Source organism: Segatella copri (assembly GCF_002224675.1).
Classification (GTDB): Bacteria; Bacteroidota; Bacteroidia; order Bacteroidales; family Bacteroidaceae; genus Prevotella; species Prevotella copri_U.
This window is the reverse complement of record NZ_NMPZ01000031.1, coordinates 1-22,865: the sequence shown is the minus strand read 5'-3', so window position 1 is coordinate 22,865 and position 22,865 is coordinate 1. Positions and strand designations below refer to the sequence as shown.

General features: G+C 46.3%; 19 protein-coding genes. 13 read left to right on the top strand and 6 right to left on the bottom strand.

The window, feature by feature from the left end; all coding sequences use genetic code 11:
* Positions 1-4 precede the first annotated feature (4 nt).
* From CFT61_RS14420 to CFT61_RS14385, 8 genes are all read left to right on the top strand, one after another.
* Positions 5-574, top strand: coding sequence for a UvrB/UvrC motif-containing protein (locus CFT61_RS14420; protein ID WP_158556275.1), 570 nt, complete (start codon positions 5-7; stop codon positions 572-574).
* 27 nt (positions 575-601) lie between these two features.
* Complete coding sequence (locus CFT61_RS14415) at positions 602-1,369, top strand: 16S rRNA (uracil(1498)-N(3))-methyltransferase (RefSeq protein WP_089545099.1); 768 nt, start codon at positions 602-604, stop codon at positions 1,367-1,369.
* Between the two features lie 172 nt (positions 1,370-1,541).
* Entirely contained in the window at positions 1,542-2,900 is a 1,359-nt protein-coding gene (locus tag CFT61_RS14410) for a DUF4836 family protein (protein ID WP_254918994.1), read from the top strand.
* 29 nt (positions 2,901-2,929) lie between these two features.
* The gene (locus tag CFT61_RS14405) at positions 2,930-3,574 is read left to right on the top strand and encodes an ATP-binding cassette domain-containing protein (protein WP_089545097.1); all 645 of its coding nucleotides are present in this window, start codon (positions 2,930-2,932) and stop codon (positions 3,572-3,574) included.
* Positions 3,571-4,770, top strand: a complete 1,200-nt coding sequence (locus CFT61_RS14400; RefSeq protein WP_089545096.1) for an ABC transporter permease — start codon at positions 3,571-3,573, stop codon at positions 4,768-4,770. The genes CFT61_RS14405 and CFT61_RS14400 overlap by 4 nt, the downstream gene beginning before the upstream one ends.
* A gap of 220 nt (positions 4,771-4,990) precedes the next feature.
* Positions 4,991-8,308: a TonB-dependent receptor gene (locus CFT61_RS14395; protein WP_089545095.1), complete on the top strand. Its 3,318-nt coding sequence runs from the start codon at positions 4,991-4,993 to the stop codon at positions 8,306-8,308.
* Between the two features lie 19 nt (positions 8,309-8,327).
* Positions 8,328-9,860: a BACON domain-containing protein gene (locus CFT61_RS14390; RefSeq protein WP_089545094.1), complete on the top strand. Its 1,533-nt coding sequence runs from the start codon at positions 8,328-8,330 to the stop codon at positions 9,858-9,860.
* Positions 9,861-9,943: 83 nt separating this feature from the next.
* On the top strand, positions 9,944-10,897 hold the full coding sequence (locus CFT61_RS14385; RefSeq protein WP_089545093.1) for a DNA/RNA non-specific endonuclease: 954 nt from the start codon (positions 9,944-9,946) through the stop codon (positions 10,895-10,897).
* Positions 10,898-11,000: 103 nt separating this feature from the next.
* Here CFT61_RS14385 and CFT61_RS14380 read toward each other — a convergent pair whose 3' ends face one another.
* The 3 genes from CFT61_RS14380 to proS all read right to left on the bottom strand — a co-directional run bounded on the left by CFT61_RS14380 (position 11,001) and on the right by proS (position 13,839).
* On the bottom strand, positions 11,001-11,393 hold the full coding sequence (locus CFT61_RS14380; RefSeq protein ID WP_142990649.1) for a hypothetical protein: 393 nt from the start codon (positions 11,391-11,393) through the stop codon (positions 11,001-11,003).
* A gap of 440 nt (positions 11,394-11,833) precedes the next feature.
* A complete protein-coding gene (locus CFT61_RS14375) occupies positions 11,834-12,307 on the bottom strand; it encodes a hypothetical protein (protein ID WP_089545091.1) in 474 nt (157 codons plus the stop codon).
* Between the two features lie 50 nt (positions 12,308-12,357).
* Positions 12,358-13,839 (bottom strand): proline--tRNA ligase, encoded by a 1,482-nt coding sequence (gene proS / locus CFT61_RS14370; RefSeq protein WP_089545090.1) that lies wholly within the window; start codon positions 13,837-13,839, stop codon positions 12,358-12,360.
* Positions 13,840-14,089: 250 nt separating this feature from the next.
* Here proS and CFT61_RS14365 point away from each other — a divergent pair, with 250 nt between their 5' ends.
* Genes CFT61_RS14365 through CFT61_RS14355 form a run of 3 tightly spaced genes read left to right on the top strand, consistent with a single transcriptional unit; the run spans position 14,090 to position 18,014 of the window.
* A complete protein-coding gene (locus CFT61_RS14365; RefSeq protein ID WP_089545089.1) occupies positions 14,090-14,779 on the top strand; it encodes an OmpA family protein in 690 nt (229 codons plus the stop codon).
* Positions 14,780-14,817: 38 nt separating this feature from the next.
* A complete protein-coding gene (gene mtgA / locus CFT61_RS14360) occupies positions 14,818-15,552 on the top strand; it encodes a monofunctional biosynthetic peptidoglycan transglycosylase (RefSeq protein WP_089545088.1) in 735 nt (244 codons plus the stop codon).
* A 50-nt stretch (positions 15,553-15,602) separates the two neighbouring features.
* On the top strand, positions 15,603-18,014 hold the full coding sequence (locus tag CFT61_RS14355) for an ATP-dependent helicase (RefSeq protein ID WP_089545087.1): 2,412 nt from the start codon (positions 15,603-15,605) through the stop codon (positions 18,012-18,014).
* Positions 18,015-18,100: 86 nt separating this feature from the next.
* Here CFT61_RS14355 and CFT61_RS14350 read toward each other — a convergent pair whose 3' ends face one another.
* Genes CFT61_RS14350 through CFT61_RS14340 form a run of 3 tightly spaced genes read right to left on the bottom strand, consistent with a single transcriptional unit; the run spans position 18,101 to position 20,549 of the window.
* Complete coding sequence (locus tag CFT61_RS14350) at positions 18,101-18,232, bottom strand: dehydrogenase (RefSeq protein ID WP_089545086.1); 132 nt, start codon at positions 18,230-18,232, stop codon at positions 18,101-18,103.
* Positions 18,233-18,236: 4 nt separating this feature from the next.
* Positions 18,237-19,706, bottom strand: coding sequence for a DUF4270 domain-containing protein (locus CFT61_RS14345; RefSeq protein ID WP_254918993.1), 1,470 nt, complete (start codon positions 19,704-19,706; stop codon positions 18,237-18,239).
* A gap of 30 nt (positions 19,707-19,736) precedes the next feature.
* Positions 19,737-20,549, bottom strand: a complete 813-nt coding sequence (locus CFT61_RS14340; protein ID WP_089545084.1) for a glycogen/starch synthase — start codon at positions 20,547-20,549, stop codon at positions 19,737-19,739.
* A 172-nt stretch (positions 20,550-20,721) separates the two neighbouring features.
* Here CFT61_RS14340 and panC point away from each other — a divergent pair, with 172 nt between their 5' ends.
* Both panC and panD read left to right on the top strand, forming a co-directional pair.
* Positions 20,722-21,573 carry a pantoate--beta-alanine ligase gene (panC, locus tag CFT61_RS14335; protein WP_089545083.1) on the top strand — a complete coding sequence of 284 codons (852 nt, stop codon included), beginning with the start codon at positions 20,722-20,724 and terminating at the stop codon, positions 21,571-21,573.
* An 11-nt stretch (positions 21,574-21,584) separates the two neighbouring features.
* Positions 21,585-21,929 carry an aspartate 1-decarboxylase gene (panD, locus tag CFT61_RS14330; RefSeq protein ID WP_089545082.1) on the top strand — a complete coding sequence of 115 codons (345 nt, stop codon included), beginning with the start codon at positions 21,585-21,587 and terminating at the stop codon, positions 21,927-21,929.
* Positions 21,930-22,865 lie beyond the last annotated feature (936 nt).

Here is a 22,865-nt window from a genome sequence, read left to right as displayed (position 1 = left end):
GAAAATGGAAAAAATAAAATTAGTTTATCAGGGAGCTTTTGCAATTCCAGATGCAGAGGAGGCTTGTGTTGTCACTCTTACTGATGCCGAGGAGGAACGTGCACTCTCCATTGTAACAGATAAGCCGATGGCTAATGAAATCAAGTTTCGTCAGCTTGATAAGGATGTCAAGCATCCGCATCTGGTAGATGTGTTGGCTAGAATGATTTGTGAACAGGGTCCTCAAGCCTATCACGTTGTTTTCGAGGCCAATGGAAACATAGGACCTAAGGCAAAACTGGTGAATGCTACTTCTGGATCAGCGTATTCTCTTCCTCAGGATGAGGCTGTCCTGCTGGCGTTGGCCGCCGGTCTGGAGATTTTTACCAATATGGAGGTGCTTCAGAAATTCACTACACCTTTCCGCAAGGATGTGATGAGTGTGGCACTTCCTATCGTGGGATTACCGGATTCACTTCTCAAGAAAGCACTGGAGAAAGCGGTAGAAGAAGAAAACTACGAGGGAGCTTCCTTTATCCGTGATGAGATGAAGCGCCGCCAGGAAGAAAAGGATGAAAAGAACTTGACTGATTGATCATTGATGATAGATAATTGATAACGAATGAAAGAGGTTAGATATTTCTATGTGCCGGATGCGGCAAACCAGGTGGAATTGCCCGCAGAGGAGGCTACCCATGCGCTGAGAGTGTTGCGACTGAAGGGTGGTGATGAGATTTTCCTCATGGATGGAGAAGGGGCTTTCTATCGTGCAGAGGTGACAGCAGCCTCCAGCAAGCGCTGTCTTTATGAAATCAAGGAGAATATGCCTCAGAAACGTGCATGGAAGGGGCATATCCATCTTGCCATTGCACCTACCAAGATGATGGAGCGTATAGAGTGGATGGCTGAGAAAGCTACGGAGATTGGATTCGATGAACTCTCTTTCCTCAATTGTCAATTTTCTGAACGAAAGGTAGTGAAGACTCCTAGAATAGATAAGATTGTCATCTCTGCCGTGAAGCAGAGTCACAAGGCGTGGAAACCGGTCGTGAATGAGTTGGAGAGCTTCAAGGAGTTTATCCAGACTCCTCGTCCGGGCAGAAAGTTCATCTGTCATTGCTACGAAGAAGTAGGGAAGAAGGATTTCTTCACGGAAATCAATTCGTGCTGTATGGATTCTGATGCATCTCAGGATTCATCTGCATCCCAGGAATCCGGTGCTGCTGATATCACGGTATTGGTAGGTCCAGAAGGCGATTTCTCTATAGATGAGGTTCGTCTTGCCTTGGAGAATGGTTACGAGAGCGTATCCCTGGGTTCCAGTCGTCTTCGCACGGAAACGGCGGGACTTGTAGCTGTTCACATGGCGCATATTGCAAGAAGACTATAAGGAAATTCCTGCAAGTTGTATTAGCACGCCCTGAAAGGGCAGAAGCACCTAGCCCAGGGCAGCGCCCTGGGTAATAATAGATATAGCAATGCGCCCTGAAAGGGCAAAAGCTTTAAAATAATTATAAGTGTAAGTTTTTGTAATGAAAAGATTGTATAAGAATTTGGTTTTGATGAGCTTAGCACTTCTCGTTGTAGTGTTAGGCTCATGCTCTGGCAGCGATTATCTCAATGCCATTCCTAAGAAAAGTACAGCTCTTATCTCGGTGGATTTGCAGCAGATGGCTTCCGATAAGAACGCGGAAGACAAGGCGGGTATGCTCAAGTCTCTGCTCCACGTGGATGATGTAGATAAGTGTGGCATCGATATCTCTGAAAAACTTTATCTCTTCGAGAGTGCCGATGGCAACCTCGGTCTCTGTGCCAAGGTGAGCGATGAAGGGGATGTGGAAGACTGGCTTGCCTCGCTTGCCAAGAAGCGCATTGCTTCGGAAGTGAAGGAGCGCAAAGGCTTTCATTTCTCAGTATTGAAGGATTCATGGCTCGTGGGCTTCTCCGGTCAGGCGCTCCTCGTGATGGGACCTGTGGTGGCTGATGCCCAGGCTCAGCTCCAGCAGCAGATGGTAAAGTATCTGAAAGCAGAAGAGGAGGATGGTATCACCGTTTCTCCTATGTACGAGCGTCTGCAGACCCTCTCTTCTCCTATGGCTATGGTGGCTCAGGCACAGGCTTTGCCAGAGAAGTTCGTAGCTCCATTTACCCTGGGTGCTCCTAAGGATACCGATCCTTCGCAGGTGGTCATCGCTGCCGATATGAAGGTAAAGAATGGTATCCTGCAGATTCAGGGTGAGACTTTCTCCTTTAATGAAACCATCGACAAGGCGCTGCAGAAGGCGGCACAAAACTATCGTCCTATCAAGGGCAGTTATGTGAAATCGATGCCGGATGATGCCCTGGCAGGTATCTTCATGAATGTAAATGGTGAACAGTTCCTGCCGATGATGCAGAGCAACCGCAGTCTTCAGACCCTCCTGATGGGTATCAACCAGGCGGTGGATATGGATAACATCATGCGAAGCGTAGATGGCGATATGGCCATCGTCTTGCCTACACTGGGCGATGCTGACCTGAAGATGATGATGGCAGCTAAGTTGGCACATAGCAAATGGTTGGGTGATGTAGATTACTGGAAGACTTCATGTCCTGCTGGTGCCAAGATAGCCAACTGGGGTAAGAATTCCTATTTCTATACCGATGGCAAGACTTCCTTCTATTTCGGCGTAACCGACGACAAGCAGTTCTTCAGCGGCAGTGATGAGCTGACAGCTCAGTATGCGGTGAAGCCAAGCAATCATCCGATAGATGCCAAGATCCAGAAGCTTATCGTGGGACAGAAGCTGGCGATGGTCATCAATCTCGCCAAGAGTTCTGATGGCAGCGGCACAGGCAAGGATGATGCCATCTCAACTGTTACTGGTCTGCTTGCTCCAGTCTTCGGAAATCTTACTTCTGTGGTTTATACTTTAAAGTAAAAAGATAAAACATTAAACAATAAAATAAAGTGGAAAAGATTCAGCTTCATTCCGTTCTTCCTCAGGTTTTCGCCCAGCGTGAAGACCTGCATTCGGAGATATGGAAGCAGGATGTTACCTTCGAGAAAGGTCATCTCTATCTGGTAGAGGCTGAGAGTGGTAGCGGAAAGAGTACTTTCTGCAGCTACGTGCTCGGCTATCGTCACGACTACAGCGGAAGCGTGATGTTTGATAATGATGTTACCGCCAATTATAAGGTTTCCGATTGGGTTGAGATGCGAAAGCGTCATATCAGTCATCTCTTTCAGGAACTCCGTCTCTTCCCAGAGCTTACGGCGATGGAGAATGTAGAGATCAAGAACAAGATTACCGGTTTCAAGAGCCGCGAGCAGATTCTGCAGTGGTTTGATATGCTTGGTATCGCCGATAAGGTGGATGCCAAGGTAGGGAAGATGTCGTTCGGTCAGCAGCAGCGTGTAGCGATGATGCGTGCCCTCTGCCAGCCTTTCGATTTCATTCTTGCAGATGAACCGATCAGTCACCTCGACGACAACAATTCCCGCATCATGGGCGAAATCATGATGAAGGAGGCGAAGGAGCAGGGGGCTGGCGTCATCGTGACCAGTATCGGTAAGCACATGGACTTAAACTATGAACATATATTTAGATTATGAATCTCGTTTGGAAGTTACTTCGTCAGCATATCAGCATACCTCAGTTTGCAGGCTTCGCCTTTGCTAATCTCTTCGGTATGCTCATCGTACTTTTCGGTTTTCAGTTTTATCAGGATGTGCTGCCTGTCTTCACTCAGCAAGACAGTTTTATGAAAGCCGACTATCTCATCATGAGCAAGAAAATAGGTATGGGCAATACCATCAGCGGCCGCTCCAATACCTTTTCGGGAGCAGAGATGGATGATGTCAGCGACCAGAAGTTCGTGAAGAAGATAGGCAAGTTTACCTCTACCGAGTACAAGGTAGATGCGCAGATGGGCGTAAATGGTGTGAATGTATTGAACAGTGAGCTTTTCTTCGAAAGTGTTCCTGATGGTTTCGTGGATGTTCCGCTCAAGGATTGGAAATACACACCTGGCGAGAAGGTGGTTCCAATTATCCTCCCGCGTACCTATATTAATATGTATAACTTCGGATTCGCCCAGAGCCATTCGCTTCCTAAGATCAGTGATGGTCTGATGGGAATGATTGATTTCAATATCTGCATTCAGGCTGGTGGCAAGAAAGAACTGTTCAAGGGAAAGGTCATTGGATTCTCCTCCCGTCTCAACACGATTCTTGTGCCACAGGCTTTTATGGATTGGAGCAACCAGGAGTTTGCGCCTAACCAGAAGAGCGATCCTACCCGTCTGATTGTAGAGGTAGGCAATCCGGGCGATGAGAACATCACCAAATATCTAGATGACAACGGTTATGAGGTAGAGACCGATAAGCTCGATGCCGAGAAGACCACCTATTTCCTCCGTATGATGGTATCGATGGTGATGATTATCGGCCTTGTGATTTCCGTTCTGAGTTTCTATATCCTGATGCTCAGCATCTATCTCCTGGTGCAGAAGAACTCTTCCAAGTTGGAGAATCTGCTCTTGATAGGTTACAGTCCGGGCAATGTGGCGAAGCCATACCAGGTGCTCACCATCTCTCTGAACATCGTGGTTCTGGTCATCGCCTGGATCATCCTCTTCTTCCTGCGAGGATACTACATGGATTTCATCGAGGCACTCTTCCCAGACATCGAAGAGGGAACGATGCTGCCAGCCATAGCCTTAGGTTTTGCTCTCTTCCTGGTAGTTTCGGTTCTGAATATAGTTGCCATCCGTCGCAAGGTAATGAGTATCTGGCAGCGAAAGGAGTAGCCGCTACCCCTCAAAAAAACTATAAGCAAACCCCCGTTATTAATAACAATTTAAAGAAAATCTGCGTTATTTGCTTAACGCAGATTTTTTTTATGTTATAAAACATCATTTTTAATGCAGATGTAACATTTATATCGATTTTTTTGTTTATATTTGCACTCGAAATCAATATTAAGGGAATATTTCCCCGTATTATTAATTAATTTTTATAAAAAAAGGTATGCAGAAAAGATTGCATTTATTAATGGCTTTGCTGGCCTTTATGGTTACTACAGCCATGGCACAGATTACTACTTCTGGTTTAAGTGGTTCTGTGACTGCAAGTGGTGAAGACGTGATTGGCGCAACGATTGAGGCCGTTCACGTTCCTTCAGGAACCCGTTACAAAGCTGTAACCAACATTGATGGTATGTTCACTATCAATGGTATGCGTGTCGGCGGTCCTTACGAAGTCAAGATCAGCTACATCGGCTACAAGACTAAAGTCGTAAAGAACGTCACCCTTCAGCTTGGTGAAACCTACAACTTGAAAGAAACTCTTGATGAGGATGCTAAGCAGCTTGGCGAAGTTGTAGTAGTAGCAAAGGGTTCCAAGTTCAGTGTAGAGAAGACTGGTGCTTCTACCAACATCTCTAATGCACAGATTGCTAACATGCCAACTGTTAGCCGTAGCATTACTGATATCACCCGTCTTTCTCCTTATGGTGGAAACGGAATGTCATTCGCAGGTGCTGATGGCCGTACAGCCAACTTCACTGTGGATGGTGCAAACTTCAACAACAACTTCGGCTTGAGCTCAAAGCTTCCTGGTGGTGGTGCTCCTATCTCTCTGGATGCTATCGAGGAAATGCAGGTTGTTATCTCTCCTTATGATGTTCGTCAGACTAACTTCGTAGGTGGTGGTGTCAATGCTATTACCAAGTCTGGTACCAACAACTTCAAGGGTAGCGCTTACGTATATCACAAGAATGAGAACATGCGTGGTGATGCTATCGAGCGTGAACAGATTTCTGGTGCACGTGAGAAGGATCAGCAGACTACTTGGGGTTTCTCTCTCGGTGGTCCTATCATCAAGAACAAGTTGTTCTTCTTCGCTAACGGTGAAATGGTCAAGACTCCTACAGTGGTAAACCGCTGGAGAGGTTCTGAGGATGGTATCGGTGATGCTGAGAACTATATCTCTCGTACCAAGCTCGCTGATTTGGAGAGAGTTTCTAAGTTCGTAAAGGATAAGTATGGTTACGATACAGGTTCATGGACCAACTTCCCTGCAGACGAGAGCAACTACAAGCTTCTCTTCCGTGTTGACTGGAACATCACAGACAAGCATCACTTGGCTGTACGCTACAATTATACCAAGAACCGTTCTTGGCAGGCTCCTAACGCATCATCTATGGATGGTGGTACACGTGCATCTGGTAGCCGTATGTCTCAGTACTCTATGTCATTTGCCAACAGTATGTATGCCATTGACAACCTCGTCAACTCTTGGACTGTTGACTTGAACAGCCGTTTCACAGATAATCTGTCTAACCAGTTCCTGTTCACATACTCTAAGTTGGATGATACCCGTTACACCGACTCTTCAGAGTTCCCATTCATCGATATCCTCGATGGCGGACAGAAGAGTGTAGATGGAACTGCTGATGCTGATGGTACCAACAACTATATGGCTTTGGGTTATGAGTTGTTTACCTGGAACAATGCCGTACACAATACTGTATGGAATATCAAGGACGATGTAACTTACTATCTCGGTAAGCACAAGATCATCGCCGGTCTCAACTATGAGCACCAGATGGCTGACAATGCTTATCAGCGTAATGGTACTGGTTACTATCGTTACAAGAGTCTCGACGACTTCCTGAATGGTGGTATTCCAGAGGTTGTATGTTTGACTTATGGTTATGGTGGCAACAACAATCCTGCTGCCCGCGTACAGTATAACAAGGCTGGTATCTACGCTCAGGATGAGTGGCAGATGACTCCTCAGTTCAAGTTGACTTATGGTCTTCGTCTGGATGGTCTGTTCTTCGACAATTCTGACTTGATGACTAACAATGCCATTCTCGGTCTCGACTATAACGGTCGTCACATCGACTCTGGCAAGTGGCCAAACAGCTCTTTGACTGTTTCTCCTCGTATCGGTTTCGTATATGATGTATTTGGTGACAAGACATTGAAGTTCCGTGGTGGTACTGGTTTCTTCCAGGGCCGTTTGCCATTGGTATTCTTCACCAACTTGCCAACCAACTCTGGTATGATACAGTATCAGGCACAGCTGAATGCAACCAAGGCATGGAATCCTCAGACAGGTAAGAAAGAGGGTGTAGATATGAAACCATTTGCAGGTGGTCTGGTTGTTGATAAGGATGGTAAGCCAACAGCAGCAGCTCTCCGCGATAAGTTGATTTCTATGGGTTACCCAGAGAACATCACTCCTGAAGAGGGTTCTGTTCCTTCAGCAATCTCTGCTGTAGATAGAAACTTTAAGTTGCCACAGGTTTGGAAGACATCTTTCGCTGTCGATTATCAGATTCCTGTTTCATTCCCAATGTCTGTTTCTGTTGAGGGTATCTTCAACAAGACATTGAATGCAGCTACATTGACCGACTGGAGCGTACAGGATGCCAAGGGCTTCCCACGTTTCAATGGTGCCGACAACCGTCCTGTATATCCTAAGGGTTCTACCGTAGGTACAAGTGCTTATGTACTTGAGAACACAAGCCGTGGTTACGGTTGGTCTTTCTCTGCACAGGTAAATGCTCAGCCATGGGAGTGGTTGAACTTGATGGCTGCTTATACTCATACTGTATCTAAGGAGGTTACTTCACTTCCTGGATCTAACGCATCTTCTGTATTGAACTACATCTCTACAGTATATGGTCCTAACAACATCAAGTTGCACAACGGACAGAATGTAACTCCTGATCGTATCATTGCTTCTGCAACAATCCACGACAAGAGCAACAACCACTATAGCTTCATCTATGAGGCATGGCGTGGTGGTTACAACTACTCTTACATGACTGTAAACGATATCAATGGTGATGGTTACAACTATGATGCTCTCTACATCCCAACAGACAAGCAGGTAGAAAACAATGAGTTCCGCTTCAAGTCAGAGGATGATAAGACCCGCTTCATGGATTATGTACATGCCAACAGCTATCTGAAGAACCATCAGGGTGAGTATGCAGAGGCTTACAGCCTTTACAACCCTTGGGTACATCGTATCGACTTCAGCTACAAGCACGACTTCAAGTTTGATGTGGCTGGTCACACCAACACAATCCAGTTGAGCTTCGATATGAAGAACGTACTCAACTTCTTCAATTCTAGCTGGGGTGTCATGAAGTACTTGAACCCAGAGATTGGTTCAGATCCACGTATCTTGCGTTACGAGGGTCAGGATGCAGATGGTTATGCAACCTTCTCTACTCCAAAGTCAATCAATGGTAACACCAAGACTTTCGTACCAAATCACGCTATCGGTCAGTGCTGGTATGCATCAGTGGGTCTCCGTTACATCTTCTAATTAATAAAGTATCGAAATTATGAAATTTAAATATTTATTCATCGCATTGATCGCCGTAGCAGGCTTCTTTGCAAGTTGTAGCGATGATAAGGACTTAGGTCAGCTTGATGGCATTCAGCTTTCTCAGTCTTCTCTCTCTATTCCGGTAGAGGGTGGACAGGTTGAATTTGATGTTACTTCTGCTGCTGACTGGAAGTTTGTTACCAACGACAAGAAGGGCAATCCTGTGGATTCTATTCCTGCCTGGATTTCTTCTTCTTGCAAGGGTGGTAGTGCAGGTACAACTCATGTTGTCTTCAATGCTGCTGCTACAAAGGGTGCTAACAATAGTACCTTCAAGTTGGTAAGTGGTGCTCAGACTCAGTACATCACCGTGATTCAGGGTGTATTGAATCCTCCATTCTCTACCTGTGCTGAAATCCTGGCAGGTAATGATGGTGAGACTTATAAGGTGAAGGGTACGCTCACCAAGCTTTCCAATACCGTATATGGTAACTGGTATATCAAGGATGCTACCGGTGAAGTATATGTTTATGGTACACTGGATGCCAATGGTAGTGCGCAGAATTTCGCTAGCTTGAAGCTGGAGGAAGGTGATGAGGTTACCATCCAGGGTCCTAGAACCACTTATGGAGGTTCACCTCAGTTGAAAAATGTAACCGTTTTGAGCTATACTAAGTCTTTGATCAAGGTTGAAGAACTCGACAAGGATACATTGGATAAGGCTGGTGAGGACTTCAAGGTTTCCTTGACCGTAAAGGGTGAAGGCGTAACTGTTGATATCCCTGAGGCTGACCAGAGCTGGTTGTCTGTTAAGGGTATCGTTACCAGTGGTACAAAGGCTGAGATTACATTCCATGCCAATGCCAATGCCGGTGGTGCTCGTTCTTCTAGCATCGGTTTCACTTCTACCAAGGGCAAGCAGAGCTCTACTGTTACTGCTGCAGTTTATCAGCTGGGTTCTATCATCGAGTGCCCTATCGCTGACTTCAACAAGGCTGAGAAGGGTTCTACCGTTTATCGTCTGACTGGTGTCATTACCAAGGTTGCTAATGCTAAATTTGGTAATTGCTACATCAAGGATGCTACTGGCGAAACATACGTTTACGGTATCGGTGCTAAGGGTGACTTCGAGAAGAAGGGCTTGAAGGTTGGCGATGTTGTAACACTTACTGGTGTGAAGGACATCTATAATGGTACAGGTCAGATGAAGAATGCTACTTTGGAGGCTGTGAAGGTAGTAACCAAGATTTCTGTAGCTGACTTCCTGACTAAGAAAGATGACAAAAACGTATATTATATGTTGGAAGGTACCATCACAGAGTTTGCCGGTCAGAGAAATGATTTGAAGACATACGGTAACTTCGGTTTGACAGATGCAACTGGTTCTGCTTACGTCTATGGCTTGACTGCAGGCTGGGATGGTGAAAGCAAGAAGGCTGGTGAACTTGGCTTGAACTTTGGTGATAAGATTACCATCATCGGTTATCATACATCTTACAAGGACGCTCCTCAGGTAGGTGGTGCATTCCTCTTCTCTAAGGGAAAGTAATCTGATACGTAAGTTTAATAAATAAATAAGGTTAAGCGAGAACGTTGCTGGATAGGTAATGTTCTCGCTTTTCAATTGTAGTTATGAAGACAAAATGGATTTATCTTCTTTCCTTGAGTTTCCTCTTGGCTTTCTCTGCGTGCAGTAGCGACGGTGATGACCAGGGCTCTCTGAAAGATTCGAATGCGAATAAGAATGTAGTTTCTGCTTCTGTTCCTGCAGAAGCTACAGGGTTGGAATTCCCTAAGATTGTGGCGAATGGAACTTCTAGAAATGTAGTGCTCGTTCGCAGAACGGCTGACTTTGGCGTAACCTATTCCACTTACTACGATTTGGATAAGAAGTCGCCAAGATGGTGCTGCTATCAGATCTGCCAGTCTAATAATAAGAAAAAATGGATCAGAAAGCGGTGGGAAGGTGCTACTTGGATGGGCAAGAAATGGAGTGGGGATCCGTTCCAGAAAGACCCGGAGGTAGATGCCGATTGCCAACCACCGGTTAGCAAGGAGTTTAGCGGAAGTGGATATGATCGTGGTCACATCGTGGCTTCTGAGGATAGAGTTTACAGCCAGGATGCCAATGGACAGACCTTCTATATGACCAATATGTATCCGCAGATGCATAATTTCAATGCCGGTATCTGGGAAGATATGGAGAAGCTGGTCCGTAATTTCCTTACCTACGATATGAGTACCCAGGCATCTCATGCCAATGATACGCTTTATGTGTGCAAAGGTGGCACCATCGATTCTTCTGGTCAGATTCTGAATTATACGAAGAATGGTTATATCGTTCCGAAGTATTTCTTCTGTGCGGTTCTTCTGAAGAATGCCAAAGGTTATCAGGCTATCGGTTTCTGGTTCCGTCACAACGCTTATGGTTCGTCTGAAACGGTAAAGGGTCATGTGGTCAATATCAAGAGGCTGGAGGAACTCACAGGACTCGATTTCTTCTGCAATCTTCCGGATGATATTGAGAGAAGTGTAGAAAATGCTTCTTGTGATCCGAATACGGTCAAGGAAAAGTGGGGTTTCTAACCACTTCTCTTGTTGTATGCAATAAGAAAGAATCCGTATATGAAAAAGGGTGCGTCATCAATCCGTGACGCACCCTTTTAATTTATATGATACCAGTTGGATATTAGAACAGCTGGGCGAATGCCTCGGCTGTCTTGCCTGTATAGGTTACCATCTCTGTAACTGGCTGGTAGCCGAAATCCTTGAAGGCAAGGAGCTGGGTGGCTACAAACTGATGATCGTCAGAGAGACAAGCCTGCAGCTTCATATTACCCATGCTGATAGCTGATACCGGAAACTTCTGGATAGAAGATTCTACCTCGCTAGGGGCAGAGCTCAGGATGTTGATGAGTTTCTTGCCATCCTCTGTAGAGTATTCCTTCTCCTTGATCTTGATTGCACTATTGGTTGGTTTGTAGATCAACTTGATGGTCAAACCCATGAAACCCTTCTTTACCTGTACGTCGTCGAGTGCCAATACTTCCGCACCCATATCTAAATGATTAATCTTAGCCATAATCTTATTTCTTCTTTAAATATATATATAAATCTGTTTTTTGTAAATAATCGTATGTCATGCATACACCTTATTATATACTGGCTTTATTATATGCCACTTTATTATATGCCGACTTTATTATATGATTATATGCCGGCTTTATTATATGTCGACTTTATTATATGCCGACTTTTCGCTAGTATGGCTCCATACGCCCTGAAAGGGCAGAAGCTCCTAGCCCAGGGCAACACCCTGGGTTTTTTATGCCCGCCAACCTGTCGCCCTGTAAGGGCAAAAGCTTTCAAGTCTCAAGCAATTTATAAGGCTTTTGCCCTTACAGGGCGCCTTGTTGGCTGCCATTATACCCAGGGCGATGCCCTGGGCTAAGAGCTTTTGGGCCTTCAGCCCGTTCTTGAACCACATGCAAAAGCTTTACAGGTTATATATAAAAAGAAGAACTAACAGATGAGATGCCGCAGGCAAATGACATAATACTTGCTGGCGACATCAAAGTGGATAGGGGCAGTTTCCTGGCGGAAAGGCTCCTTCGCACCTTCTATGACTGATAAAAGGGATGATAAAAATCGGATTCTATGGATTAGCAATCTACTGCTTGCAGATGGGTTGCCATGTATGTTGCCACTTGGCAACAAACGCTGTGGACGACTGCTGCATACCCGATAGGCGGCATTGGATGCATCTTCCAGCTGGGCATCCTGCTCTTGCTGGTGGGGTGTAACCTTGGCAAGTCTATCCTTCGTCGTATGACCGGCTTCTGCCGCATACGATCCATCCTTCTTGTGCGCAGCATCAGCAGCTTCTACAGTTAAAGAATCCTGATGGGATAAAGAAACAGAAGCAGCAGATACCTCTCCATAGCCTGAGAAGACCATGGACATCAGAAAAATGATGTAGAGTATCAACTGCTTCATATTTGATATTTGATGGTGCCGGGAATCTCCCGACACCGTTTTTTAAATAATTAATAACTTCTTGCGATAATAACGCGAGCTACGGCAGGCTTGCCGCTCACCATATCAACACCTGGAGTCTGCTCGTAAGCGAATGGCACGCATCGGATGGTAGCCTGAGTCTCCTCCTTGATCTTTGCCTCGGTCTCGGCTGTACCGTCCCAGTGGCAGAGGAAGAAACCGCCATTCTTTACACGCTCCTTGAACTCCTCGTAGTTGTCGCACTCATATACGTGAGCATCACGGTAAGCACGAGCCTTCTCGAAGATGTTCTTCTGGATGTCTTCCAACATATCCTTCACGCGCTCTACGATGCCGTCGAAGCTTACGTTCTCCTTCTCCAAGGTATCACGACGCATGATCTCGATGGTGTTGTTCTCCAAGTCACGGCCACCCATAGCCAGACGAACAGGTACACCCTTCAACTCGTAGTCAGCAAACTTGAAGCCAGGACGCTTAGCTGTGTTGTCATCATACTTCACGCTGATGCCCAACTCGCGGAGCTGGTCGATGACAGGCTGCAGCTTGGCAGTAATCTGAGCCAACTGCTCGTCGCCCTTGTTGATAGGAATGATTACCACCTGGATAGGAGCCAGCTTTGGAGGCAATACGAGACCGTTGTCATCGCTGTGAACCATGATGAGGGCACCCATCAGTCGGGTAGAAACACCCCATGAAGTAGCCCATACATACTCAGGCTTGTTCTCCTTATTCAGATAGGTAACGTCGAAGCTCTTGGCGAAGTTCTGACCCAGGAAGTGAGAAGTACCGCTCTGCAGCGCCTTGCCATCCTGCATCATAGCCTCGATGGTATAAGTGTTGAGAGCACCGGCGAAGCGCTCTGTCTCACTCTTCACACCCTGCAATACAGGCACACCCATATACTTCTCAGCGAATTCAGCATATACCTTCAGCATCTCCTGAGCCTTTGCTTCTGCCTCTTCCTTGGTAGCATGAGCAGTATGACCCTCCTGCCAGAGGAACTCAGAAGTACGGAGGAACGGACGGGTACGCATCTCCCAACGCATCACGTTACACCACTGGTTGCAGAGGATAGGGAGGTCACGCCATGAATGAATCCAGTTCTTATAGGTATTCCAGATGATGGTCTCTGAAGTAGGGCGGATGATCAGCTCCTCATCGAGCTTGGCATTAGGATCCACCTCAACCTCTGTACCATCTTCTGTAGAACGAAGACGATAGTGAGTAACCACAGCACACTCCTTGGCGAAACCTGCCACGTGCTCTGCCTCACGAGAGAAGAAGCTCTTCGGGATGAGGAGAGGGAAGTATGCGTTCTGTACACCTGTCTGCTTAAACATCTTGTCGAGCTGCTGCTGCATCTTCTCCCAGATTGCGTAGCCGTATGGTTTGATGATCATACAACCACGAACTGGTGACAACTCTGCGAGGTCAGCCTTTACTACCAAATCATTGTACCACTGACTGTAGTTGTCAGCGCGCTTGGTTAAATTCTTAAGTTCTTTAGCCATATTACTAATTATATATTTTGTTTTTAAATTCTGCTTGATATTTTGAGCGTGAAAACACGATGTATCTTGAGCGTGAAAACACGGTCAATAGGGAATTTCCGCCCCGAAATAGGCGATTTCCTTTCGCCATTTGGACAAATACCCTTAAATTTGCATGCAAAATTACAAAAAAATATTAGAAAACCCTCCATATTGGAGAAAAAAGACGTATCTTTGCATTTAAATAACATAAATATAGGAGAATTATAGTATGAAAAAGATGAAATTTACTGCTGCAGCGCTCTCAATGCTGCTCGTTTTGGGAAGTTGTGGAACTAGTCAGAAGACTGGTACTGCTGCTGGTGCAGGTGCTGGTGGTGCTCTTGGTGCCTTGGTTGGTGGTTTGCTCAATAACAGCCATCGTGGTACTGGTGCATTGGTAGGTGCTGCTATCGGTGCTGCTGTTGGTGGTACAGCGGGTAACTTGATTGGAAAGCACATGGATAAGGTTAAGGCTCAGGCAGAGGCTGTGAAGAATGCGCAGGTTTCTACCGTTACAGATGCCAATGGTTTGACAGCTGTCAAGGTAACCTTCGATTCTGGTATCCTCTTCCAGACCAACAAATATGCGCTCAATGCAAGCGCTAAGAACGACTTGGCCCAGTTTGCCCAGGTTTTGAAGAACAATGCCGACTGCGAGGTAGCTATCCAGGGTTACACCGATGCTACAGGTAATGATGGCATCAACTTGCCTTTGAGCCAGAATCGTGCCAATGCCGTTTCTACCTACTTGAAGTCATGCGGTGTTACCAGCAGCCAGATCAAGAGCGTAGAGGGTTTGGGCTCAGCTAATCCTGTGGTCAATACTACAGCAGCCTGCGCTCAGAACCGTCGTGTAGAGGTTTACATGTATGCTAGCCAGGCAATGGTGAATGCTGCTAACAATGGTACATTGAAGTAAAAACGAATGAGGTTCCCGATAAGGGAAAAAGAAGATAGATGGTTCTAAAAAAGATTAGAAATATCGTAAGATGGGTGGTGGTGCTGTTTTTCAGTACCACCATTCTTGCTGTAGTAGCCTACCGTTTTATTCCGGTATATGTTACTCCGTTGATGATTATCCGCTGTTTTCAGCAAGTGGCTGATGGTGAAAGTATTACCTTGCATCATCACTGGGTTTCGATGGATAAGATATCCCCTCACATGCCTGTGGCGGTGATGGCGAGCGAGGATGCCCGATTCCTCAAGCATCATGGTTTCGACTTCAATGCCATCGAGAGTGCTGCCAAGAACAATGCACGAGGCGGTAAGGTGCATGGTGCCAGTACCATCAGTCAGCAGACCGCCAAGAACGTATTCCTCTGGCCGGGCCGTTCCTGGACCCGCAAGGGATTTGAGGTGTATTTCACCTTTCTCATCGAAATGATGTGGAGCAAGCAGCGCATCATGGAGGTCTATCTCAACAGTATCGAGATGGGACCGGGTATCTATGGTGTAGATGCCGTGGCTGAGTATCATTTCAACAAGAAAGCACAGGACCTCTTCCGTGGCGAGTGTGCCCTGATAGCTGCTACGCTGCCTAATCCTAGAAAGTTCAGCTCCCTGTATCCGAGTGCTTATATGAAGAAGCGCCAGCGACAGATTGAACATCAGATGAAATTCATCCCTTCGTTCCCTCGTGAGGGTGAAGACTACGACCCAAGCACGGCTGTAGGAGGATATAGGGGGAAGTGATGGTTTGTTAACAGTTGATAGTTTATAGTTTTTCCTGCAAATATTGATTCATGGATTTATTGAACGACTTGAATGATGCGCAGCGTGCTGCGGTAGAGTATATTGACGGACCTTCGCTGGTGATTGCCGGTGCAGGTTCGGGCAAAACGCGTGTGCTTACCTATAAGATTGCTTATCTCCTGAGCCAGGGTATGAAGCCTTGGAGCATCATGGCACTTACCTTTACCAATAAGGCGGCTAGGGAGATGAAGGAACGTATCGGAAAACTGGTGGGCGATGACCTCGCCCAGCATCTCTATATGGGTACCTTCCATAGCATCTTCTCCCGTATTCTCCGTGCCGAAGCTGAGCATATCGGTTTCAATAATAACTTTACCATCTATGATGAAAGTGACTCACGCTCACTGCTGAAGGCTATCATCAAGGAGATGGGACTGGATGACAAGGCCTATAAGCCTGTTGCCGTTCATGCCCGGATTTCGATGGCGAAGAACAACCTGGTAACTGCCGAAGCCTACGATAGCGACCCTGCCATCCTGGAGCAGAACAAGCGTGCCAGGATGCCTGCCATCGGAAAGATTTATGTGGCATACGTGCAGCGTTGCCGTCAGGCGAATGCGATGGACTTTGATGATCTCCTGATGCTTACTTTCCAGCTTTTCAGAGATCACGAGGATATCAGACAGAAGTATGCCGGCAGGTTCGATTATATCCTGGTGGATGAGTATCAGGATACCAACCATGTACAGATGTCTATTGTGATGCAGCTCTGTAAGGAAAAACTGCGTGTCTGCGCCGTGGGTGATGATTCGCAGAGTATCTATAGCTTCCGTGGCGCCAACATCGACAATATATTGAATTATCAGAAGCAATTGCCTGGAACCCAACTCTTTAAACTGGAACAGAACTACCGATCTACTCAAACTATCGTGGAGGCAGCCAACAGTCTGATTCATCATAACCGCAATCAGATTCAGAAAGAGGTGTTTAGCAAAAATGATAAAGGAGAGAAGATTCTGTATAAGCCTGCCTACAGCGACAAGGAGGAGGCGCTGATTGTGGCGAAGAATATCCAGCGCATCAAGCGGCAGGATGATTGTGGATACGATCAATTTGCCATTCTCTATCGTACCAATGCCCAGAGCCGCAGCTTCGAGGAGGAATTCAGAAAGCAGGGTATCCCATATCGTATTTATGGTGGCTTGAGTTTCTATCAGCGTAAGGAAATCAAGGATATCATCGCCTATTTCCGTCTCGTTGCCAACCCTGACGATGAGGAGGCTTTCAAGCGTATCATCAATTATCCGGCTCGTGGCATCGGTGCTGCTACCGTGATGAAGATTGCCGATTGTGCCCATCAGAACCGGGTGAGTTTCTGGGAGGTGATAGGTAATGTGGAACATTACGGACTGAATGTCAACAAGGGTACGCAGACGAAGCTCGAGAAATTCCGCCTGCTCATCTCTTCGTTCATTGACCGTTCGCATACCCTGGATGTCTATGAACTGGGTGATGCCATCATCAGGGAGAGTAGAATCAGCGAGGATATCATGTCGGGCAAGAATGCCGATGACCTGGCTCGCCAGGAAAACCTGGAGGAGTTTCTGAGTGGTATGCAGACCTTCGTGGCTGGACGCCAGGAGGAGGGACGAATGGATGAAGCCTTTCTTACCGATTATCTGCAGGATGTGGCGCTGCTGACGGATGCGGATAGTGAGGGAGAGAAGGATGAACCGAGAGTTTCGCTCATGACGATTCATGCGGCAAAGGGTTTGGAGTTTGCTACTGTTTTCGTAGTAGGTTTGGAGGAGAATATCTTCCCGAGTCCGCTTGCTGCAGTTTCTGTCAGGGAACTGGAAGAGGAGCGCCGCCTGCTCTATGTGGCGATTACCCGTGCCGAGAAGCATTGCATCCTGACCAATGCCAAGAACCGTTTCCGATATGGCAAAATGGAATTTGATAATCCGAGCCGCTTCATCGATGAGATTGATGCCAGTCTGATAGAGGGAGGCGAAGAGACTCCTGAATCTTCATTCGGTGGGGGAAGAAGTTCGTATGGTGGCTATGGTTCTGAAGGTGGCTATGGTGGAAGAATGCCATGGGATAGGGACCGGTCTGGCTATAGACGTGATTATCAGAACTCTAAGCCTGTAGCTTCGCAGTTCATGGCTGATCCTAAACCAGGATTTAAATCTGTAAGAGCTGTGAATGCAGTACATAGAATCATGGGTGATACCGCTAGTTCTTCATCCGTTGCATCAGCTGGTTCTTCTGCTTCTAAAGCTTCCTCAGCTGCAGGTTCTCTCTGCGAGGGCTGTAGAATCGAGCATCAGCGTTTTGGAATAGGAACGGTATTGAAGATAGAAGGTACCGGAGAGAACACGAAGGCAACTGTAGAGTTCCAGAATGCAGGAACCAAGCAGTTGCTTCTGAAGTTTGCCAAGTTCACTATTCTCTCATAGATAATAGAAAGAAGATAAAACTGAGGATATGAAAAAATCCCAGCTGGAAAAGAACTTCCAGCTGGGATTTTTTCATATAGAATCTTTTATAAAGCTTCATCATCAGGACGCTGAATGGCAGGCTTCTTGATTTTTGGAAGATGCTTCTTGCGTCTCAGCCAGGCAGCCTTGCGCTGCTCGTAATCTTCGCGGTGGCGTTCAAGGAAATTATCTGCCATGAATTTATTCCTTGAACTTACTGTAGATCACCTTGATCTGAACAGGACCTGTAGCCACCCGCTTGCCGTCCTTGGTGGTGTAATCCTTGTCAGGATCATCCGTCGCCTTGATCAGTCGGGTAGAGGTGAGCTGCATGTCGTGATTAATCTTGGTAATCACGGTAGCATTGTTCTGTGTACTTGTAGTCAAGGTCACAGGTACCAGTACCACCTTGTTCCAGTTTTCACTCTTGCCCTTGTTCCTGTACATCGCAGTAACCAGGTTACTGATGTTATAGAAGGTATAGGCATTCTTCACGCCTGTAGAGTTCTTGTTGTAAGAAGCCGTATAGGAAGTGCGGTTGTCTGTCAGCTTGTTCTTCTCGAAGAAGGCATCCAGACTGTCTTTCTGCACCATCAGGATAGTAGAAGGAACACTGAACTGATAGTCGTTGTTGTTATCTACATTGTTCATTCTAGGGAAAGAGATGGTAGCTGTATTCAGCGTATCCTTCTCATGACCCTTCATGATATCCTCTACTGGCAGCGTTACTTCTGTGAAGATGCCGGCTGGAGACTTCAGGTAGGTGCAGCTCTCATCCTTTGCCAGATTAGCCAAAGTCTTGCTGTCGTTGGTAATCTTGTTGAGCTGCAACACCTCTTCTGTACCGTCAAAGCGGTTGAAGGCGAGACCTGTTACGATACTGTCGTTGCCCGCAGAGTTCTTCACCGTCTTCTGGATCTTGTAGTAGAACTGCAATTCGGTATTCCAGATATTGGCTACGTTTCCGATACCACCGGCATGCTTGACATAGAAACCAGGACAAACCTTGTTGAGGAAATCCCAGTTGGTCTTGAAGTACTCAGGGTGATCCACGAAGGTGTTCATCAAGTAAGAACCATAGTTCTTGTAGGTCTTGCCATCCTTTGCCTTATATGGCTTGTTCAGATAGATCTTGAAAGCCATCGTCGTGCTGTTCAGGTTATAGGTGGCGCTCGACTGATAGTTGTTCTCGCTCACCCAGTTGTCCTTGAAGGCATCATAGTCTGAGTAATACTCCTGATCCTCGCTCATCGGCTTGCTCATCTCATAGGCAGTAGCCTTCATCGGTGCGAGGGTATCACCGTATGTGGTCCTGTATGATACCAGGAGATAGCATGAGTCCGCCTCGATCTTGCCATCGTGTGCATTGCGGATGTACTCCAAAGTGTCCAGACTGAATGATGACAGTACGCCAAACTGGGTCATATAGTCGCCAGCTACGTAGGTACCGGTCTCAGGATCCTTCACCATACCGATCATACCCGTATTGTTTCGGCTCAGAACCGGGCCGGAAACGATGGAGCGTGAGGTGACGTTGAACACCTGGTCTTTGATAGAGATGTTATCAACGTCGTTGGTGATCGACGATCCGATGTTGTCGGTGGTGTCATCACATGCAGCAATAGTCATCGCTGCTATAAATAACGCTGTAAATAGTCTTAAAATCTTCATTATCCTTGAAATGTGTCTAATTTCTGAAGCTTACTCCTCATCAGGGCATACTTCGTTGATGAATGTCTTGTAGGCATCCGCAAAGTCATCGCCAGGATAAGCGAGGGTTGGCTTGCTCTTCTCATTGGCATAATCCAAGAGAGTTCTGTCTGACAGGCTTTCGCCTTCAATCACGCCGTCGCTGTAGTCGATGGCCATCTTGCCCAGCTCGATGAAGTCGAAGTCCTCCTTGTAGTCAGCGAGCAGTTCCGACTTGGCATCACGGAACTCCACGCAGCGCTTGAAGTGTGTGCCGAGTTCGCCCTTCAGCTCGTTGGTATAGAGTGAGATGATCACCTTTGAGTTGGCGAAGGAAGGCTCCTCAGCGTATGCCGTCTTGATATAGAAAGGAACCACAGCGCTTACCCAGCCCTGACATACGATGACGTCTGGCTGCCAGCGAAGCTTCTTCACGGTTTCCAGTACGCCGCGTGCGAAGAAGATGGCGCGCTCCCCATTATCTTTATATTCCACACCCTGCTCGTCGGCTGCCATCTGGCGGCGGGTGAAGTAATCGTCGTTATCAATGAAATAGATTTGTTGACGTGTTGTTGGTATAGATGCAACCTTAATGATCAGCGGATGGTCTGTATCATCGATGATAAGGTTCATACCAGACAGGCGAATCACCTCGTGCAGCTGGCCGCGACGCTCATTGATGGTGCCCCATTTAGGCATAAAGGTGCGAATCTCAAAACCTGCTTCCTGCATTTTCTGAGGTAATTCGCGTCCCATGATAGACATGTGGGTCTCGGCTACGTATGGGTCGATCTCCTGATTGATAAATAATACTTTCTTTGCCATAAATTTAATTATTATTCTTACGAATTAGGTGCAAAGGTACAAAAAAAACTCCAAAAAAGCGTATTTTTCTTCTGAAATTCAATAATTTCGGCAATAATTCGCATATTTTTAGGTTTTTTCTTTCTTATTTGAGAAAAAAGTTGTTATTTTGCACCCGAAAACAGATAAGAAGATGAAAGTAATCAATAAGATTGTTGACCTCCAGAACGAACTTTTCGATCGTCGCAAGGAGGGAAAGGAAATCGGCCTTGTGCCAACTATGGGTGCGCTTCATGAGGGTCATGCCTCTCTGGTAAAGCGCAGTGTTGAGGAAAACGGTGTTACGGTAGTTTCCGTTTTCTTGAATCCTACTCAGTTTAATGACAAGGGTGACCTGGAGCGTTATCCACGTACACTCGATGCTGACTGCAAGCTCCTCGAGGCTTGTGGCGCTGACTATGTGTTTGCTCCTTCTGTAGAGGAGATGTATCCTACACCGGATACCCGCCACTTCGAGTTCCCTCCGGTAAGTACCGTGATGGAGGGTGCCAAGCGTCCGGGCCACTTCAATGGTGTATGCCAGGTAGTTAGTCGTCTGTTCTTTATCGTTCATCCTACCCGTGCTTATTTCGGTGAGAAGGATTGGCAGCAGATTGCTGTCATCAAGCAGCTCGTGAAGTACCTCAACAGTGATGTGCAGATTGTGGAGTGTCCTATCATCCGTGATGAGGATGGTTTGGCTAAGAGCAGCCGCAATACATTGCTCTCTGCTGATGAGCGTGCCATCGCACCGAATATCTACAAGGCTCTGAAGGCGAGCGTAGAGTTTGCCAAGAATCATACTGTGCAGGAAACTCACGACAAGGTGGTGAGCGACATCAATGCCGTGGATGGTCTGGAGGTGGAGTATTTCCAGATTGTGGATGGCGACAGCCTGCAGGATGTGGCATCATGGGAGGATAGCGCCTACGTGGTAGGTTGCATCACCGTATATTGCGGCAAGACTCCTATCCGTCTCATCGACCATATCAAGTATAAAGGATAAAAAAAAGTATTATGCAAATTGAAGTATTGAAGAGTAAGCTCCATTGTGTGACTGTAACTGAGGCTAACCTGAATTACATGGGTAGCATCACGATAGATGAGGATCTGATGGACGCAGCTAACCTGATAGCAGGAGAGAAGGTGCAGATTGTGGATAACAATAATGGCGAGCGCCTGGAGACCTATATCATCAAGGGTGAGCGTGGCAGCGGTTGTATCTGCCTGAACGGTGCAGCAGCCCGCAAGGTGCAGGTAGGTGATACCGTCATCATCATCGCCTATGCCCTGATGGACTTTGAGGAGGCTAAGACCTTCAAGCCTACCGTGGTTTTCCCTAAAGAGGGAAACAGGGTTTAATATTCAATGGAAACAAAAGAAAGGGTGTGTCATGGACTTATGGCACACCCTTTCTTTTGTCTTTATTTGGCGGATTTGCAATCCGCTTTATCCGTCTTCACGATGATGTCGGTGTTACACCTTTTATATAAAGAGGAGAAAAAACAGGGTCAGGATAAAATGAACCAGTTTGAACCATTTTTCTGAATCTCTACTTAAGAGATACAGAACAACGGAAAATTTCCTTTTAATCAGAGACTTATCAGATTTCGTCCAAAATCATCTCAAAAAAATGTTGATTTTTGTAGAACAACATTAAAAAATTAACAAGTATAATTCGCTTATTTACAATAAATTTCGTACTTTTGCAGTGTGAATCCGTATCTCTTACGTAGAGATTCAGAAGAACGAGACGATTTAAGAACTTATAAGATGGCTTTCAGCTAAGCAGAATGGTATATGATATATGATTTGCTTCAAGCAGCTCGCTTTGCATTTCGTATGCAGCAGGCAGAAAGACATAATAGTATTGAAGATTAGTGGAAGTGAGTCTATTGGTTTTTCAATGCTGTGATACATATCACAACCCTCATAACTCGGGAATAGTCATCTTCTCAGGGGAAGCGGAGCTATATCCGGCAGTTGAGACCATTTAATATATTTTATAAAAAAACTCCCCATCTGTTTTCAGATGAGGAGCATTTTCTAGAGATGGAAGTCGATTTCCTTCAGCCATTCCTGCAATGATGAACTATTCTGGCTGTCCCAATCAGCAAGCTATAGTAAGGCGGTCCCATCCCGCACAACCTGGCGAGACCTTTGATTGGTCCGCCAACCCTAAAGCATAGCGGTTCCGAGCACCGGAGGGCGGTTACATCCTTCCTTTCTGAGAAGGGAAGGCTTGGTTAGAATGTGGAGCTTCATTTGGCTAAAGGGTTTCTGTCCCCCGCAAACGGG